A 15,415-nucleotide genomic window follows, 5' to 3' on the forward strand; every position below is an offset into this window, starting at 1 on the left:
CGTCCCTGTTCCGCTGCTGCCCTGGATGCTGCCATGGGCAACCACCTCGCGTAACTGCCGGAATCCGGCAATCTTTACGCGATTTTGATGCCTGCGTGCTCATCGGCTAAGAATGCGGAGGAACTGACGAGGACCGGCACGGCGATGGGGGTGGGTATGGCGTCGCAGCAGGACGTCCCCGACGAGTATCTGGACGGATATGTCCGGACGGTGGCCGACGCCTCCGCCACCGGACGCCGCCTGACCCGGGACGAACTCGACGCCCGCCGCGCGCTCGGCGAACGCGCCGCGGAGGCCGGGTTCGGACTGCGCGCGCTGGTCGCCGCCCACCTCGCGCGCACGCACACCGGCAACCTGGGCACCAGGGTGGGCGTCGACTCCGTCGTCGCGGCCGGCGCGCAGGCCATCGACGCGTTCGCCGAGGGCTACGAGCGCGCGCAGCAGCAGACCATGCGCCGGGAGGAGGCGGCACGCCGCGAGTTCATCGACGACCTGCTCTACGGCCGCAGCGACCTGGGCAAACTCGCCGAGCGCGCCGAGCGGTTCGGGTTGCGGCTGTCGGACGAGCACGCCATAGCCGTGGCCCGCGGCGACCGCGCGTACGAGGAGGGCGACACCGTCCCGCGTGACATCGAACGCGCGGTGATCGCCCGCTTCGGCAACCGGAACATCCTGCTGACCACCAAGGAAGGCCGGCTCGTCTGCATCGCCCCCGGCGACCAGAGCGAGGTCCTCACGTACTTCGCCAAGCAGGCGTACGCCGCCGCGGACGGTGGCCAAGTCGCCATCGGCCGCGCGCAGTCGGGCCCCGGCGGCGTCGTCCAGTCCTACGAGGAGGCGTTGAGCGCCCTCGACCTGGCCACCCGCCTCGGCCTCGACGCCCCCGTGCTGCACGCGGCCGACCTGCTCGTCTACCCCGTCCTCACCCGCGACCGGCAGGCCATGACCGATCTGGTCCACAACACGCTGGGGCCGCTGCGCCAGGCCCGGGGCGGCGCCCAGCCGCTCATCGACACCCTGATGGCGTACTTCGACTCCGGCTGCGTATCGGCCGAGGCCGCCCGCCAACTGTCGCTCAGCGTACGGGCCTTCACATACCGCCTCGCCCGCATCCACCAGCTCACGGGCATCGACCCCGCGGTCCCGGCCGACCGCTACACCTTGCAGACCGCAGTGATCGGCGCCCGCCTCCTCGCCTGGCCGTCGGATTTCATCTGAACCGGCACCTCTGTGTTCCTTGACGGCTAAATTCAAGCGTCTCGTGCCTGTAATACGTCCCGGTCTCGCATGGACACAAAGACCGTCGGCCTGAGGTTCGCCGAGTGAGTCGCAACAGGTGCCCAACGCGACCGGGCCGTCGATACTGGCGTAGGAGCACGAAACGTCGACAATCAGCGCCGAACGTCCCGTCAGTAGAGTCGGGACAGAGCCAAAACCACTCACAACCACTCTGAACAGGCAACACACAGGTCACGCCGCCGCCTGCCAACGCCACCCGGAGGTATTCATGAAAATGCTCATCAACGTAGCCGAGACGGTCGTCGCCGACGCCCTGCGGGGGATGGCCGCCGCCCACCCCGAGCTGAGTGTGGACGTCGAGAACCGGGTGATCGTGCGCCGGGACGCGCCGGTGGCCGGGAAGGTGGCGTTGGTGTCGGGTGGCGGGTCGGGGCACGAGCCGCTGCACGGCGGATTCGTCGGCCCGGGGATGCTCGCCGCGGCCTGCCCGGGCGAGGTGTTCACCTCGCCGGTGCCGGACCAGATGGTGCGGGCCGCCGCCGCGGTGGACAGCGGCGCCGGCGTGCTGTTCATCGTGAAGAACTACACCGGTGACGTGCTGAACTTCGACATGGCCGCCGAGCTCGCCGAGGACGAGGGCGTGCAGGTGGGCAAGGTGCTTGTCAACGATGATGTCGCCGTGACCGACTCCCTCTACACCGCCGGGCGGCGTGGCACCGGCGCCACCCTCTTCGTCGAGAAGATCGCGGGGGCCGCCGCCGAGGAGGGGCAGTCGCTGGAGCGCGTCGAGGCGATCGCCCGGCAGGTCAATGAGAACGCGCGGAGCTTCGGCGTCGCGTTGAGCGCCTGCAGTACGCCCGCCAAGGGCGCGCCCACCTTCGATCTGCCGTCCGGTGAGCTGGAGTTGGGGATCGGGATCCACGGCGAGCCCGGCCGGGAGCGGCGGCCCATGATGACGTCCGGGGAGATCGCGGACTTCTCCGTGAACGCGGTCCTGGAGGACCTCAACCCCAGCAGCCCGGTGCTGGTGCTGGTCAACGGGATGGGCGCCACCCCGCTGCTCGAGCTGTACGGGTTCAACGCCGAGGTGCAGCGGGTGCTCGGAGAGCGCGGCGTGCCCGTCGCCCGCACGCTCGTCGGGAACTACGTCACCTCGCTCGACATGGCCGGTGCCTCCGTCACGATCTGCCAGGCCGACGAGGAGCTGCTGCGGCTGTGGGACGCGCCCGTCAGTACGGCCGGCCTGCGCTGGGGCATGTGACCCACCTGCCCGGGCATCCGATCACGTCAACGAACCCGAACAGCAAGGAGATCACGTGCTCGACGCCGACTTCTTCCGGCGCTGGCTGACGGTGGCCGCCGCGGCCGTGGACCGCGAGGCCGACCGGCTCACCGACCTCGACTCGCCGATCGGCGACGCGGACCACGGCAGCAATCTGCAGCGCGGTTTCAACGCCGTGCGCGCCACCCTCGACAAGGACGCCCCGGACACCCCGGGAGCCGTACTCACCACGGCCGGACGGCAGTTGATCTCGACGGTGGGCGGCGCGTCCGGGCCGTTGTACGGGACGCTGCTGCGCCGCACCGGCAAGGCGCTGGGCGACGCGAGCGAGGTGAGCGAGGCCGACTTCGCGCAGGCGCTGAAGGCGGGAGTCGATGCCGTCGCCGCGCTCGGCGGCGCCGCTCCCGGCGACAAGACGATGCTCGACGCCCTGGTGCCGGCGGTGGAGGCCCTCGGCGACGGGGACTTCGCGGCGGCGCGCTCGGCGGCCGAGCACGGGGCCGAGGCCACCACCCCGCTCCAGGCCCGCAAGGGGCGGGCGAGCTACCTCGGTGAACGCAGCATCGGGCACCAGGATCCGGGTGCCACCTCGTCGGCGCTGCTGATCGCCGCGCTGGCCGAGGCGTCGGGGGCCGGGTCGTGAGCGCCCCCGGCAAGCCCGTCGGCATCGTGCTGGTCTCGCACAGCAGGGACGTCGCCGATTCCGTGGCGCGGCTCGCGACGGGGCTCTCCGGAGGCGGCGACACCGCGCCCGTCGCGGCGGCGGGCGGTACGGAGGACGGCGGTCTCGGCACCAGCTCCGAGCTGATCTCGGCGGCCGCCGCCGAGGTCGACCGCGGCGCGGGCGTCGCGGTCCTCGTCGATCTCGGCAGCGCCGTGCTGACCGTGAAGGCGCTGCTGGCCGAGGGCGATGAACTCCCGGACGGCACACGCCTGGTGGACGCCCCCTTCGTGGAGGGTGCGATCGCCGCGGTCGTCACCGCCTCCACCGGGGCGGACCTGGACGCGGTCGCCGCGGCGGCCTCGGAGGCGTACACCTACCGCAAGGAGTGACGGGGTGACCGAACCCCCTCCGCTCACGTCTCCCGCACGCCTCCGGACCTTCCTCAACGAGGCTTTGGTACAGACCTGTTGGCGCGAACCCCTTGAGGGGAACCCTCCTCCCGTGCCATACAGGTCTGTACCAATCCGCTCGAACGGAAGGCCCTCCGTGCGACGCCTCCCCCCACGCGCCCTGCTCGCCCGCACGCTCTGCGCCGCCGCTCTCGCCCCCGGGCTCGCCTCCTGCGGCCTGCTGTCCGACGGCGCGAAGGCCGAGGGACCCGCCCTGTCGGCGCCCGCCGGGGTCACCGCGCAGGCCGGGAGCGCCACCTCCGTGCACGTCATGTGGAATCGGCCCGCGAGCACGGCGGAGGTCGAGGGGTACGAGGTGTACCGCGGCGGCAAGCGCGTGAAGCGGCTGACCGCGCGGCAGCACATGGTCGACGTCACCGGGCTCGCACCCAAGTCCCGTTACGTGTTCACGGTGCGCGCCCGCGGCACCGACGGCTCCCTCGGGCCCGCCGGCCCGCGTGTCACCGTCACCACCCCGGCCGCCGTCGCGGAGGACCGCGCCGCTCCGACCCGGCCGACCGGACTGCGCGGCGAGGCGGACGGGAGCCGGGCCGTGTCGCTGGCGTGGCACAGGGCGACGGACGACCGGGGCGTCGCCTCGTACGACATCTACCAGGGCGCCACGAAGATCCACAGCGTCGGCGGGAAGGAGACGCGGGCGCTGGTCACCGGGCTGCGGCCGGGTACCGCCTACGCGTTCAGCGTGCGTGCACGGGACGTCGCCGACAACACCTCCGCCGCGAGCGGGACCCTCCGACTGACGACCGCGCGGGGCAAGGGCGAGCAGGGGCCCGGCACCGCCCCGGCCGAGTTCGAGGCGTCGGCGCGGCGCGCGAAGGGCGCGTACTACCTCGACCTGGCGTGGACTCCGCCGCGCACCGGCGGCGAGGTCCCGGCGTACCAGGTGTACCTGGACGGCCGGGAGGCGACGACGGTGATGTGGGGCGAGGGCGCGCCGGCCGACTCGGCGACGTACAGCTTCTACATCGACAGGAAGCCGCACGTGACGCACCGGGTGAAGCTGCGCGCGCAGCTTCCGGACGGGACGTGGGGCGCCTTCTCGGCGGAGCGGACCGTGACCACCGCGGCGAAGCGGGACTGAGCCCTCAGCCCAGCTCCGTCAGGGTGCGCTCCAGCCAGTCCACCCAGAAGCGTTCGAGGTCGATGCCCGCGCGCAGCACCGCGTGCTGCAATCGGTCCGCCTCGCTGTTCTTCTCCGGTGGGAAGTCCCGCTTCTCGATGTCCTCGTACGTCGCCAACTGCTCGCGGTGCAGGGCGAGATGGCGGGTCAGGTCCTCGGCGATCCCCGCCGTGCCGACCACGGCCGCCGAGCGCAGGCGCAGTGGCAGCGGGTCGCGCAGCGGTTTGGGGTCGTGCGGGGTGGCGGTCCAGCGGGCGAGTTCGGCCCGGCCCTGGGGCAGGACCTCGTACTCCTTCTTCTGGCCGCGCGCGGGCGTCTCGGTGGGCAGCGCGCGGATCAGTCCTTCGCGTTCGAGTTTGCCGAGCTCCCGGTAGATCTGCTGGTGCGTGGCCGACCAGAAGTAGCCGATGGACTTGTCGAACCTGCGGGTCAGTTCGAGGCCCGACGACGGCTTCTCCAGGAGCGCCGTGAGGATCGCGTGCGGGAGTGACATGGTGCCCAGAGTACGAGTAGGTGGAGGGTGGGGGGGGGGGGGGGGGGGCCCGCCCCCCGCCCCCCCCCCGGCGGGGGGGGGGGGAAACCCCCCCCCCCCCCCCGGGGCCCGCGGTGTTGGGGCGGTGGGGGTGTGGCCGCGCCCCGCCGCGGCCTGCCCCCGGGGCGGGTTGGGGCGGGGGGGGGGTGGGGCCTGGGGCCCCCCTGTCCTGGGGGGGGGGGGGGGGCCGGGGGGGGGGGGCCCCCCCCCCGGCCACCACCCGGTCTCGGAGGGGTCCTACAGCGCCGCCGCGACCTCGGTGCCCTGCTTGATGGCGCGCTTGGCGTCGAGTTCGGCCGCGACGTCGGCGCCGCCGATCAGGTGCGGGGTGCGTCCGGCGGCCACCAGGTCGTCGTAGAGCGAGCGGTGCGGTTCCTGGCCCGCGCACAGCACGACGGTGTCGACGGGGATGAGGGACTGCTCGCCCTCGACGGTGATGTGCAGGCCCGCGTCGTCGATCAGGTCGTAGGTAGCTCCGGCGACCATGGTGACTCCGCGGTGGCGCAGCTCGGTGCGGTGGATCCAGCCGGTCGTCTTGCCGAGCCCGGCGCCGACCTTGCTGGTCTTGCGCTGGACGAGGTGCACCTGGCGGGGCGGGGTGGGCCGCTCGGGCTTGGCGAGGCCGCCGCGGTCGCCGTAGTCCATGTCGACGCCCCACTGGCGGAAGTACGTGGCCGGGTCCAGGCTCGCCTTCTCGCCGCCGTCGGTGAGGTACTCGGCGACGTCGAAGCCGATGCCGCCCGCGCCGATGACGGCGACGCGGTCGCCGACGGGGGCGCCGCCCCGCAGCACGTCGAGGTAGCTGACGACGCTCGGGTGGTCGACGCCGTCGATGGCCGGGGTGCGCGGGGTGACGCCGGTGGCGACGGCGACCTCGTCGTAGGAGTCGAGGTCTCCCGCGACGACGCGGGTCTCCAACTTGACGGTCACGCCGTGCAGTTCGAGCTGCGTGCGGAAGTAGCGCAGCGTCTCGTTGAACTCCTCCTTGCCGGGGACCTGGCGGGCGACGTTGAGCTGCCCGCCGATCTCGGCCGCGGCGTCGAAGAGGGTCACGTCGTGGCCCCGCTCGGCGGCACTGACGGCGCAGGCGAGTCCCGCGGGGCCGGCTCCGACGACGGCCACGCGCTTGCGGATCCGGGTCGGCGAGAGGACCAGCTCGGTCTCGTGGCAGGCGCGCGGGTTCACCAGGCAGGAGGTGATCTGGAGGCTGAAGATGTGGTCCAGGCAGGCCTGGTTGCAGCCGATGCAGGTGTTGATGGCGTCGGAGCGGTCGGCCGCGGCCTTGTTCACGAACTCCGGGTCGGCGAGCATCGGGCGGGCCATGGACACCATGTCGGCGGCGCCGTCGGCGAGCAACTCCTCGGCGAGTTCCGGGGTGTTGATGCGGTTGGTGGTCACCAGCGGGATGCTCACCTCACCCATGACCTTCTTGGTGACGAAGGTGTACGCGCCGCGCGGCACGGAGGTGGCGATGGTGGGGATGCGGGCCTCGTGCCAGCCGATGCCGGTGTTGATGATGGTCGCGCCGGCCGCCTCGATCTCCTTGGCGAGGTGCACGACCTCCTCCAGGGTGGAGCCGCCGGGGACCAGGTCCAGCATGGACAGGCGGTAGATGAGGATGAACTCGGGCCCGACCCGCTCGCGCACGCGGCGCACGATCTCGACGGCGAACCGGATCCGGTTCTCGTAGGAGCCGCCCCAGCGGTCGTCGCGGTGGTTGGTGGCGGAGACGATGAACTCGTTGATGAGGTAGCCCTCGGAGCCCATGACCTCGACGCCGTCGTACCCGGCGGACTTGGCGAGCTCGGCGGCGCGCGCGTAGTCCTCGATGGTCCGCTCGACCTCTTCGTCGGTCAGGGCGCGCGGGACGTGGGCGCTGATCGGCGCCTGCACGGCGCTGGGCGCGACGAGGCCCGCGTGGTGCGCGTACCGGCCGAAGTGCAGGATCTGCATGGCGATCTTGCCGCCCGCCGCGTGCACGGCGTCGGTGACCTGGCGGTGCTGCGCGGCCTCCGCCTCGGTGGTCATCTTGGCACCGCCGTCGAAGGTGCAGCCCTCTGCGTTGGGGGCGATGCCGCCGGTGACCATGAGGCCGACGCCGCCGCGGGCGCGGGTGGCGTAGAACTCGGCCATGCGCGCGAACCCGTTCGGCGCCTCCTCCAGGCCCACGTGCATCGAGCCCATCAGAACGCGGTTGGGGAGCGTCGTGAATCCGAGGTCGAGCGGGGCGAGCAGGTGCGGATAGCGGCTCATGGGGCCCTCCGTGAGCGGTGAACGGTCGAAACAGTTGTAGAGGACACCGCATTGGTTTTGCAACAAGTTGCAAAAGAGATCCGCGCCACGTGCCTCCCGTACGATCCCGGAGGGTGCATTCGGTTGTAGAGTGCAACAAGTACCGGGGAAAGGAACCGCCGTGGCACAGCCCGATCACCCGGCCGACCGTGAGGCGGCCGTGGAGACCATTCAGCGCGAGCTGACCTCGTTCGCCCGGCGTGCGCGCGCCACCGCCGCCCGGATGCACCCCGAGCTCTCGCTCGTCTCGTACTCGCTGCTCGCCCACCTCGACGAGCGGGGCGGCTGCCGTGCCACGGACCTGGCGGCGCACTACGCCCTCGACAAGTCGACGGTCAGCCGCCAGGTGGCCGCCCTGCAGCGGGCGGGGCTCGTGATCCGGCGCGTCGATCCGGACGACCACCGGGTGCAGGTGCTGCACCCGACCGAGGCGGGCGCCGACGTGCTGCGCCAGGTGACCGTCAATCGCCGGCAGATCTTCGGCGAGCGCCTGGCGGACTGGCCCGAGGAGGACCTGGAGCGGTTCGCCGACTATCTGGTGCGCTACAACCACGCGTCACAGGAGGAACCGGACGCGTAGTCCGCCGCGGCCTATCGCGGGGCGCGCACCGTCCGGAAGCGGGTCGTGTTGCGCAGGTGGAAGCCCAGGGACTCGTAGAGCCGGATCGCGTTGGTGTTGCCCGCGCCGGTGTGCAGGAACGGGGTCTCGCCGCGCTCCTGGACGACGGCCGCGACGGCCTTCACCAGCCGTCCGGCGAGGCCCTTGCCCCGGTGGTCCGGGTCGGTGCACACGGCGCTGATCTCGGTGTGTCCGGGCAGGTGCAGGCGCTCCCCCGCCATGGCGATCAGCGTGCCGGCCCGGCGGATCCCCAGGTACGTGCCGAGCTCGATGGTGCGCGGCGTGAACGGGCCCGGCTGGGTGCGCGCCACCAGGTCGAGCATCTCCGGCACGTCGGCGGCGGTGAGCAGCACGGCCTCGGGGTCGGGGGCCGCGTCCACCGCGTCGCCCACCATGCGCACGCCCGCGTGGTCCACCGTCGTCTCCCAGCCCTCCGGGAGTTCGATGTCGGTGCCGAGCAGCGGGAGGGTGCCGTCGGGGGCGGCGAAGGCGGCGAGGCCGTTCCAGTCCGCGGGGCCCGGGTCCGGGGGCAGCGCGGTCCAGGGGGTGACATCGGCGGGATAGCGCAGGGCCCGGCCGCTGCGCTCGGCGAAGTGCGCGTGCGGGCCGGTGAGCGCGGCGTACGCGGGGTGATCGAGGGGGTGGAACCCGCGCTCGGAGTGCGGGGCGGGACCCGTGGTGCCCTCGTGTGCTGCGTACGTCTGCGTCTGCGTCATCCGTCGAAACCTTCGAACCTTCTCCTGTGCCACCGGCGCCCCATCCGCATCGGGGCGGCCAAAAGATCAGAACCGCCGGGGGCGCCGACACATTCCCGGACCCCGCGGGGCGTGCCCGTGATCACGCTGGCATCCTGGCGCGATGCCGTTCACGTCACTGAATGATCACGTCGAGTCCCTGCTCGCCGCCGAGGGCCCGCTGCCGATCGTCGCCGCGGGCGACCCGGTGCTCCGGCGCCCCGCCGGGCCCGTCGACGGGCAGCTCTCCGACGGGCTGCTCGCCCGGCTGATCGCCGCGATGCGGGTCACCATGCACGCCGCGCCCGGCGTCGGCCTCGCGGCGCCGCAGATCGGCGTGCCGCTGCGGCTCGCCGTCATCGAGGACGCGGCGGCCGTGAGCGAGGAGGTGCGGGCGGCGCGGGGGCGGACGCTGCAGCCCTTCCGGGTGCTCGTCAACCCCGCGTACGAGGCCGTGGGCGGGCGCCGGGCGGCGTTCTACGAAGGGTGCCTGAGCGTGCCGGGCTACCAGGCCGTGGTCGCCCGGCACGAGCGTGTGCGGCTGCGCGCCCTCGACGAGCGGGGGCGCGCGGTGGACGAGGAGTTCACGGGCTGGCCCGCGCGGATCGTGCAGCACGAGACGGACCACCTGAACGGCACGCTTTATCTGGACCGGGCGGAGATCAGGTCCCTGTCGTCCACGCAGACCCCCGAAGCGGTGGAGCGGTGGGCGCAGCCGACCCCCGAACGCGCCGCGCGGGAGCTGGGGTTCGAGCTCCCGCCGCGCGACTGACCGTCAGGACAGGTCCGGCATCTCGCCCTGGGTCGACGTCACGTCGATGACCGAGAACGCGGCACCCTGCGGGTCGCCGACCGCGGCGAACCGGCCGAAGGGGGTGTCGACGGGGCCGAAGTACAGCTTGCCGCCCAGGCGTTGGACGGTGGAGACGGCCGCGTCGCAGTCCTCGACGACGAAGTACACGTTGACGTGACTCGGCACGTGCGGCGGGAAGTCGTCCGTCATCTGCATACGACCCATGGCCGGTTCGCCGTTCAGCTGCCAGACGTTGAAGTCGATCTGGTCGTCGTCCATCTTCTTCACGTCGTAGCCGAAGACGGCCGGGAAGAAGGAGTCGGTCTTCGCGGCGTTGCGGGTGTTGACCTCGGCCCAGCAGAACGCGCCGGGCTCGTTGACCTTCTCGAAGCCCTCGTGGGTGTCGGGCTGCCACACACTGAAGACGACGCCGGCGGGGTCCTGGGCGGTGAGCATCGTGCCGAAGGACGCGACCTGCATCGGGTCCATCATGAGGCTGCCGCCCGCGTCCTTGATCCGCTCGGCGACCGAGCCGATGTCCGCGGTGGCGAGATACAGGTTCCAGGCGGGGTGCACGCCCTCCGCGCCCGGCATCTGCGGCACGAGCGCCGCCACATGCTTGCCGTCGGGCGTCTTCGCCTGCGTGTAGTTGCCGAACTCGGCGCTGCCCTCGTCGTAGGTCCAGCCGAACAGCTCCGCGTAGAAGCCCTTCGCGGCCTCCAGGTCGGGGAACATGGCGTCGGCCCAGACCGGCGCGCCTTCAGGACGAGCGGACATGTCGCGACACCTTCCGTCGGCCACCGGACACGACGCGGCCCGGCAGGTACGGCTCCACGCTAGGCGCGGCGGGCCTGCTGCGCGATCCGGCGGGACCCGTCAGCGACGCGTGGCCACCACCAGTCGGCACCGGGGGCTGCCGTCCGGGCGGTCGCCGAGATCGGGCAGCGCGTGCAGGGCGACGTCGAACCCGGCGCGGTCCAGCGCGCGGCGGACGTCGCCGAGCCGGAACGGCCGGTAGTACATGACGAACGGGGGCCGCCACACCGCGTTGCGCACCCGCATCGCACCGTCGAAGCCGAGCATCGCCCAGTAGGCCGGCGAGGCGGGGCGCGCCGGCGCGGGCAGCGGGAACGCGAACTGCCCGCCGGGGCGCAGCACTTGGCACACCTCGGAGAACAGCCGCGGCCACTCGCGCGGCAGGAAGTGTCCGAACGCCCCGAAGCTCACCACCAGGTCGAAGACCTCGCCGAAAGGCAGCGCGAGCGCGTCCGCGCGCACGCAGTCGGCCGTCGGCTCGCCGCGCCGCGCGACGTCCAGCATGCCGCCGCTGAAGTCCACGCCCACGGCCCGCCCGACCCCCGCCTCACGCAGCACGCGCAGGCCCGCCCCGGTGCCGCAGCACAGGTCGAGCCCGGTGTCGTACGGGCCGAGACCGGCGAGCGCGCGGCCCACGGCGTCGAGCACGACGTCCGGGGTGCGGAACGGCGTATGGTCGAACTTCGGCGCCAGCAGGTCGTAGCCGCGCTCGACCGAGGACAGCGCCTGAACGGCCAGCTCGCGGAGGGTGGGGCCCTGATCGGTGAACATGGCCGATCAGCATAGGGCGCGCGGACGCCGGCATCGGGGCTTGCCGCGCGGCAGGGGTCGGGTGGTACGGTCAAGGCGGTACATGTGCTCGCCCGTTTCGAGGCGCCGGTACCGAATCTCTCTTTTCAGCGCACGCGGTTCGACATCTCTTTGTCACCGCACGGCGCACGTCATTCCTGGTCAGCGGCTTCTGGCGGGCTCTTCACCCGTTGCCGCGACACCGGGTTCTCCCCGGCCGCGGGGCGCGCTCTGCCGCCCCTGCCACTCGCCGGATCCCTCCCCTTCCCTGCCCCCTCACGCCCCTCGCGTCCGCGGCCCAGGCCGCGAAAGGACCTGTGATCGCCATGACCACGACCACCACCACACCAGCCACGAGCACCACCACCGATTCCCAGGAACAAGAACCCGTCCGCGCCGCCGGCGTCCTCGACATCGGCGGGAACGGGCACGGTTTCCTGCGGGCCGCCGACCTGGAACCCACGTCGCACGACGTCCAGGTCCCCGCCCACCTCATCCGCCAACTCGGCCTGCGCAAGGGCGACTTCGTCGAGGGCGCGCGCGGCAGGCCGCGCGGCCTCGCACACGTCGAGACCGTCGGCGGGGCCCCCGCGGAGACGGCCCGCCGCCGCCCGCGCTTCGCCGATCTCACCCCGCTGCACCCCAGCGAGCGCTTCCGCCTGGAGCACCCGGCCGCCGGGCTTGCCGGACGCGTCGTCGACCTGTTCACACCCATCGGCAAGGGACAGCGCGGCCTGATCGTCGCGCCGCCGAAGACCGGCAAGACGGTGCTGCTGCAGCAGCTCGCCGCCGCGTTCGCCGCGAACCACCCCGACGTCCACCTCATGGTGGTGCTCGTCGACGAGCGCCCCGAGGAGGTCACCGACATGCGCCGCTCCGTGCGCGGCGAGGTGTACGCCTCGACGTTCGACCGCCCGGCGAAGGCGCACATCGCGCTCGCCGAACTCGCCGTGGAGCGCGCCAAGCGCCTCACCGAGCAGGGCCGCGACGTGGTGATCCTTCTCGACTCCCTCACCCGGCTGTGCCGGGCGCACAACAACGCGGCCTCCGCCAGCGGCCGCACCCTGTCGGGCGGTGTCGACGCCGCCGCCCTGCACGGCCCGAAGCGCTTCTTCGGCGCGGCCCGCGACGCCGAGGAGGCCGGCTCCCTGACCATCCTCGCCACCGCCCTCGTCGACACCGGCTCCCGCGCCGACGACTACTACTTCGAGGAGCTCAAGAGCACCGGCAACATGGAGCTGCGCCTCGACCGCGTCCTCGCGCAGCGCCGCGTCCACCCCGCCGTCGAGCTCACCCCCTCCGGCACCCGCCGCGATGAACTCCTGCTCCCCGCCGCCGAGTTGACCGTCACCCGCGGACTGCGGCGCGCCCTGCAGAGCCGCGACCCCGCCGCCTCCTACGAGGCCCTGCTCGACAAGCTGCGCCAGAGCCCGGACAACGCCGCGTTCCTGCGCCAGGCGCACTCCACGGTGCCCACCGCCTGACCCCGCCCCCGAGTACGTAATACTCGACACATGAACGCGAGCATTACGCGCCGTGGCGGGCCCCCGGCCGTCAGCGTCCGGCGGGCCACCGCCCGGGACGCCCGGCGCCTCACCCGCCTCGTGCGCGGCTCCACCGCCTACCGGGACCCCTACGCCTCCATGGTCGCGGGCTACCGGGTGGGCCCCGACTACATCGAGGCGCACCACGTCCACGTAGCCGTGGACGTGGCCGACGAGCGGGTGCTCGGCTTCTACGCGCTGCTCACCGAGCCGCCGGAGCTGGACCTGATGTTCGTCGCGGACGAGGCGCAGGGCCGGGGCATCGGGCGGCTGCTCGTCGACCACATGCGGGCGCAGGCCCTGGCGGCGGGCCTGGACCACGTCCGGGTCGTCGCGCACCCGCCCGCCGAGGGCTTCTACCGCGGCATGGGCGCGCACCGCACCGGCACGGTGCCCGCGCGCCCGCCGGCCGTCGCCTGGGACCGGCCCGAACTCGAATTCCCCATTCCCCCGGCCGCCTGAGGGGTTCCGCCCTCGCCCGCCACGGCGCACACTCGGGGGCGTCGGAATGCGGCAAGGAGGCCACATTGGGCAGCAGTCAGGCACGCGCCGAGGCGTTCGACGTGATCGTGGAGATCCCGCAGGGGTCCCGGAACAAATACGAGATGGACCACGATCTCGGCCGGATCCGGCTCGACCGGATGCTGTTCACGTCGACGCAGTACCCCGCGGACTACGGCTACATCGAGGGCACGCTCGGCGGTGACGGCGACCCGCTGGACGCGCTCGTCCTGACCGGCGACGCGACGTTCCCCGGCTGCGCCATCGAGTGCCGGGCGATCGGCATGTTCGTGATGAGCGACGAGAAGGGCCCGGACGAGAAGGTCCTGTGCGTACCCGCGCACGATCCGCGGCACGACGCGACCCGGGACATCGAGGACATCCCCGAGTTCGACCGCCTGGAGATCACCCACTTCTTCGAGGTCTACAAGGATCTCGAACCCGGCAAGTCGGTCGACGGCTCCAACTGGGAGGGCCGGGAGAAGGCATACGAGGAGATCCGCCGGGCCCGTGAGCGCGCTTCCGACTAGGTAGTAGGGTGGTCGGGCCGTGGTGCTCGGGAAGACCGGTGACGGCCCCTCAGGGGCCCATTCCGGAGCGGCCCTCGCCACTGTGATCGGGTTTCGGACAGCGACGTCCGGAGCGCGCCGTTCCATCCTGTACGCCACTGGCGGCCACCAGCCGCTGGGAAGGCCGGAACGGCGGGCACGCCCGTAAGCCAGGAGACCGGCCGCGGCATCTCACGAAGTGATCCACGAGGTGCTGGAGCGTGATCGACGCATGACCCTGCCCGGGAACTCCCCGACCCCTGCCCTGAACACCCCTCCCCCTGCCTTCCGCTGGCGCCGCGAGGACACGCTGCGCACGGCCGGCCTGATCGCGGTGATCGCCGCGCTGCACGTCGTCGCGTTCGGCGTGCTCTTCCTGCTCGTCGTCCCCGAGCACTACGAAGTCGGCAACAAGGCCTTCGGCATCGGCCTCGGCATCACGGCGTACACACTCGGGATGCGGCACGCCTTCGACGCCGACCACATCGCCGCCATCGACAACACCACCCGCAAGCTGATGGCCGACGGCAAGCGGCCCGTCTCGGTCGGCTTCTGGTTCGCGCTCGGCCACTCCAGCGTGGTCGTCGCGATGGCGGCGCTCGTCGCGGGCGGCGCGGCGCTCGCCGGCACGCTGTTGAACGACGGCTCGACCACCCACCAGGTGCTCGGCGTCGTCGGCACGACCGTCTCCGGTACGTTCCTGTACCTCATCGCGGCGCTCAACCTCGTTGCCCTGATGGGGATCCTGAAGGTCTTCCGGGCGATGCGCGCGGGCTCGTACGACGAGCGGCGGCTCGAGGAGCACCTGGACTCGCGCGGGTTCATGAACCGGATCCTCGGCCGCTTCACCAAGTCGATCACCCGGCCCGGCCAGATGTTCCCGCTGGGCTTCCTCTTCGGGCTCGGCTTCGACACCGCGACCGAGGTGACGCTGATGGTGATGGCGGGCAGCGGCGCCGCGGCGGGCCTGCCGTGGTACGCGATCCTGTGCCTGCCGCTGCTGTTCGCCGCGGGCATGAGCCTGTTCGACACGCTCGACGGCACGTTCATGAACTTCGCCTACCAGTGGGCGTTCTCCAACCCGGTGCGCAAGGTGTTCTACAACCTCACCATCACCGGCCTGTCCATCGCGGTCGCGTTCTTCATCGGCACCATCGAACTCGTCGGCGTCCTGCACGACAAGCTCGACCTGAGCGACGCGGTGACCGGGTGGATCGCCGGGCTCGACCTCGACAACGTCGGGTACGTCATCGTCGGTCTGTTCGTCGCGGTGTGGGTGGCCGCCCTCGCCTACTGGCGGCTCGCCAAGGTCGAGCAGCGGTGGTCGGCGCGGATGGCCGACGCCGGATAAATCGGTTGCCGGGGCGCCCGGCCCGCTGCTGCACTGATCTCGACGCGGCAGCCGGCCGCGCGTCCCCGAGCGTGAGGACCGATCCATGCGCACTGCAGTCCTGATCCTTTCGAAGGCCACC

The 15,415-nt window shown here is 72.2% G+C and carries 16 protein-coding genes and 1 riboswitch; of the genes, 11 read left to right on the forward strand and 5 right to left on the reverse strand.

The annotated features are described in order from the left end of the window. Positions 1 to 156 precede the first annotated feature (156 nt). From ACIA8D_RS27065 to ACIA8D_RS27085, 5 genes are all read left to right on the forward strand, one after another. Entirely contained in the window at positions 157 to 1,218 is a 1,062-nt protein-coding gene (locus ACIA8D_RS27065; RefSeq protein ID WP_399236203.1) for a PucR family transcriptional regulator, read from the forward strand. 289 nt (positions 1,219 to 1,507) lie between these two features. Next, complete coding sequence (dhaK, locus tag ACIA8D_RS27070) at positions 1,508 to 2,500, forward strand: dihydroxyacetone kinase subunit DhaK (RefSeq protein ID WP_399236204.1); 993 nt, start codon at positions 1,508 to 1,510, stop codon at positions 2,498 to 2,500. Between the two features lie 55 nt (positions 2,501 to 2,555). Beyond that, on the forward strand, positions 2,556 to 3,164 hold the full coding sequence (gene dhaL, locus ACIA8D_RS27075; protein ID WP_399236206.1) for a dihydroxyacetone kinase subunit DhaL: 609 nt from the start codon (positions 2,556 to 2,558) through the stop codon (positions 3,162 to 3,164). Next, positions 3,161 to 3,574: a PTS-dependent dihydroxyacetone kinase phosphotransferase subunit DhaM gene (locus ACIA8D_RS27080; protein WP_399236207.1), complete on the forward strand. Its 414-nt coding sequence runs from the start codon at positions 3,161 to 3,163 to the stop codon at positions 3,572 to 3,574. The genes dhaL and ACIA8D_RS27080 overlap by 4 nt, the downstream gene beginning before the upstream one ends. 157 nt (positions 3,575 to 3,731) lie before the next feature. Further along, a complete protein-coding gene (locus ACIA8D_RS27085; RefSeq protein ID WP_399236209.1) occupies positions 3,732 to 4,736 on the forward strand; it encodes a fibronectin type III domain-containing protein in 1,005 nt (334 codons plus the stop codon). A 4-nt stretch (positions 4,737 to 4,740) separates the two neighbouring features. On the opposite strand, the gene ACIA8D_RS27090 is transcribed toward ACIA8D_RS27085, so the two are convergent. Both ACIA8D_RS27090 and ACIA8D_RS27095 read right to left on the reverse strand, forming a co-directional pair. After that, positions 4,741 to 5,268, reverse strand: coding sequence for a PadR family transcriptional regulator (locus ACIA8D_RS27090; RefSeq protein ID WP_399236210.1), 528 nt, complete (start codon positions 5,266 to 5,268; stop codon positions 4,741 to 4,743). A 276-nt stretch (positions 5,269 to 5,544) separates the two neighbouring features. Beyond that, positions 5,545 to 7,560 (reverse strand): FAD-dependent oxidoreductase, encoded by a 2,016-nt coding sequence (locus ACIA8D_RS27095; protein WP_399236212.1) that lies wholly within the window; start codon positions 7,558 to 7,560, stop codon positions 5,545 to 5,547. A gap of 160 nt (positions 7,561 to 7,720) precedes the next feature. Between ACIA8D_RS27095 and ACIA8D_RS27100 the strand changes: the two genes are divergently transcribed. Beyond that, positions 7,721 to 8,179, forward strand: a complete 459-nt coding sequence (locus ACIA8D_RS27100) for a MarR family winged helix-turn-helix transcriptional regulator (protein WP_399236214.1) — start codon at positions 7,721 to 7,723, stop codon at positions 8,177 to 8,179. A gap of 11 nt (positions 8,180 to 8,190) precedes the next feature. Here ACIA8D_RS27100 and ACIA8D_RS27105 read toward each other — a convergent pair whose 3' ends face one another. Further along, the gene (locus tag ACIA8D_RS27105) at positions 8,191 to 8,934 is read right to left on the reverse strand and encodes a GNAT family N-acetyltransferase (RefSeq protein ID WP_399236216.1); all 744 of its coding nucleotides are present in this window, start codon (positions 8,932 to 8,934) and stop codon (positions 8,191 to 8,193) included. Positions 8,935 to 9,076: 142 nt separating this feature from the next. Here ACIA8D_RS27105 and def point away from each other — a divergent pair, with 142 nt between their 5' ends. Then, positions 9,077 to 9,724, forward strand: coding sequence for a peptide deformylase (gene def / locus ACIA8D_RS27110; protein WP_399236218.1), 648 nt, complete (start codon positions 9,077 to 9,079; stop codon positions 9,722 to 9,724). Between the two features lie 3 nt (positions 9,725 to 9,727). Here def and ACIA8D_RS27115 read toward each other — a convergent pair whose 3' ends face one another. Together ACIA8D_RS27115 and ACIA8D_RS27120 are read right to left on the reverse strand one after the other, a co-directional pair. Next, positions 9,728 to 10,522 carry a VOC family protein gene (locus tag ACIA8D_RS27115; protein ID WP_399236220.1) on the reverse strand — a complete coding sequence of 265 codons (795 nt, stop codon included), beginning with the start codon at positions 10,520 to 10,522 and terminating at the stop codon, positions 9,728 to 9,730. 99 nt (positions 10,523 to 10,621) lie between these two features. Then, positions 10,622 to 11,332 (reverse strand): class I SAM-dependent methyltransferase, encoded by a 711-nt coding sequence (locus ACIA8D_RS27120; protein ID WP_399236222.1) that lies wholly within the window; start codon positions 11,330 to 11,332, stop codon positions 10,622 to 10,624. 344 nt (positions 11,333 to 11,676) lie between these two features. Here ACIA8D_RS27120 and rho point away from each other — a divergent pair, with 344 nt between their 5' ends. The 4 genes from rho (at position 11,677) to ACIA8D_RS27140 (ending at position 15,294) form a co-directional block, all read left to right on the forward strand. Continuing rightward, a complete protein-coding gene (gene rho / locus ACIA8D_RS27125; protein ID WP_399236223.1) occupies positions 11,677 to 12,834 on the forward strand; it encodes a transcription termination factor Rho in 1,158 nt (385 codons plus the stop codon). Between the two features lie 30 nt (positions 12,835 to 12,864). Then, positions 12,865 to 13,356, forward strand: a complete 492-nt coding sequence (locus ACIA8D_RS27130) for a GNAT family N-acetyltransferase (RefSeq protein WP_399236224.1) — start codon at positions 12,865 to 12,867, stop codon at positions 13,354 to 13,356. 65 nt (positions 13,357 to 13,421) lie between these two features. Further along, a complete protein-coding gene (locus ACIA8D_RS27135; RefSeq protein ID WP_399236226.1) occupies positions 13,422 to 13,925 on the forward strand; it encodes an inorganic diphosphatase in 504 nt (167 codons plus the stop codon). Positions 13,926 to 13,928: 3 nt separating this feature from the next. Continuing rightward, positions 13,929 to 14,145, forward strand: a riboswitch (cobalamin riboswitch). Positions 14,146 to 14,175: 30 nt separating this feature from the next. Continuing rightward, positions 14,176 to 15,294, forward strand: coding sequence for a HoxN/HupN/NixA family nickel/cobalt transporter (locus ACIA8D_RS27140; RefSeq protein WP_399236228.1), 1,119 nt, complete (start codon positions 14,176 to 14,178; stop codon positions 15,292 to 15,294). Positions 15,295 to 15,415: the final 121 nt, after the last annotated feature.

The sequence above is a fragment of the Streptomyces sp. NPDC051684 genome (assembly GCF_044453445.1).
Taxonomy (GTDB): domain Bacteria; phylum Actinomycetota; class Actinomycetes; order Streptomycetales; family Streptomycetaceae; genus Streptomyces.

Coding starts and splice junctions, on each gene's coding strand:
- ACIA8D_RS27065 (WP_399236203.1), top strand. CDS start 157: ATGGCGTCGCAGCAGGACGTCCCCGACGAGTATCTGGACGGATATGTC.
- dhaK (WP_399236204.1), top strand. CDS start 1,508: ATGAAAATGCTCATCAACGTAGCCGAGACGGTCGTCGCCGACGCCCTG.
- ACIA8D_RS27090 (WP_399236210.1), bottom strand. CDS start 5,268: ATGTCACTCCCGCACGCGATCCTCACGGCGCTCCTGGAGAAGCCGTCG.
- ACIA8D_RS27095 (WP_399236212.1), bottom strand. CDS start 7,560: ATGAGCCGCTATCCGCACCTGCTCGCCCCGCTCGACCTCGGATTCACG.
- ACIA8D_RS27105 (WP_399236216.1), bottom strand. CDS start 8,934: ATGACGCAGACGCAGACGTACGCAGCACACGAGGGCACCACGGGTCCC.
- def (WP_399236218.1), top strand. CDS start 9,077: ATGCCGTTCACGTCACTGAATGATCACGTCGAGTCCCTGCTCGCCGCC.
- ACIA8D_RS27115 (WP_399236220.1), bottom strand. CDS start 10,522: ATGTCCGCTCGTCCTGAAGGCGCGCCGGTCTGGGCCGACGCCATGTTC.
- ACIA8D_RS27120 (WP_399236222.1), bottom strand. CDS start 11,332: ATGTTCACCGATCAGGGCCCCACCCTCCGCGAGCTGGCCGTTCAGGCG.
- rho (WP_399236223.1), top strand. CDS start 11,677: ATGACCACGACCACCACCACACCAGCCACGAGCACCACCACCGATTCC.
- ACIA8D_RS27130 (WP_399236224.1), top strand. CDS start 12,865: ATGAACGCGAGCATTACGCGCCGTGGCGGGCCCCCGGCCGTCAGCGTC.
- ACIA8D_RS27140 (WP_399236228.1), top strand. CDS start 14,176: ATGACCCTGCCCGGGAACTCCCCGACCCCTGCCCTGAACACCCCTCCC.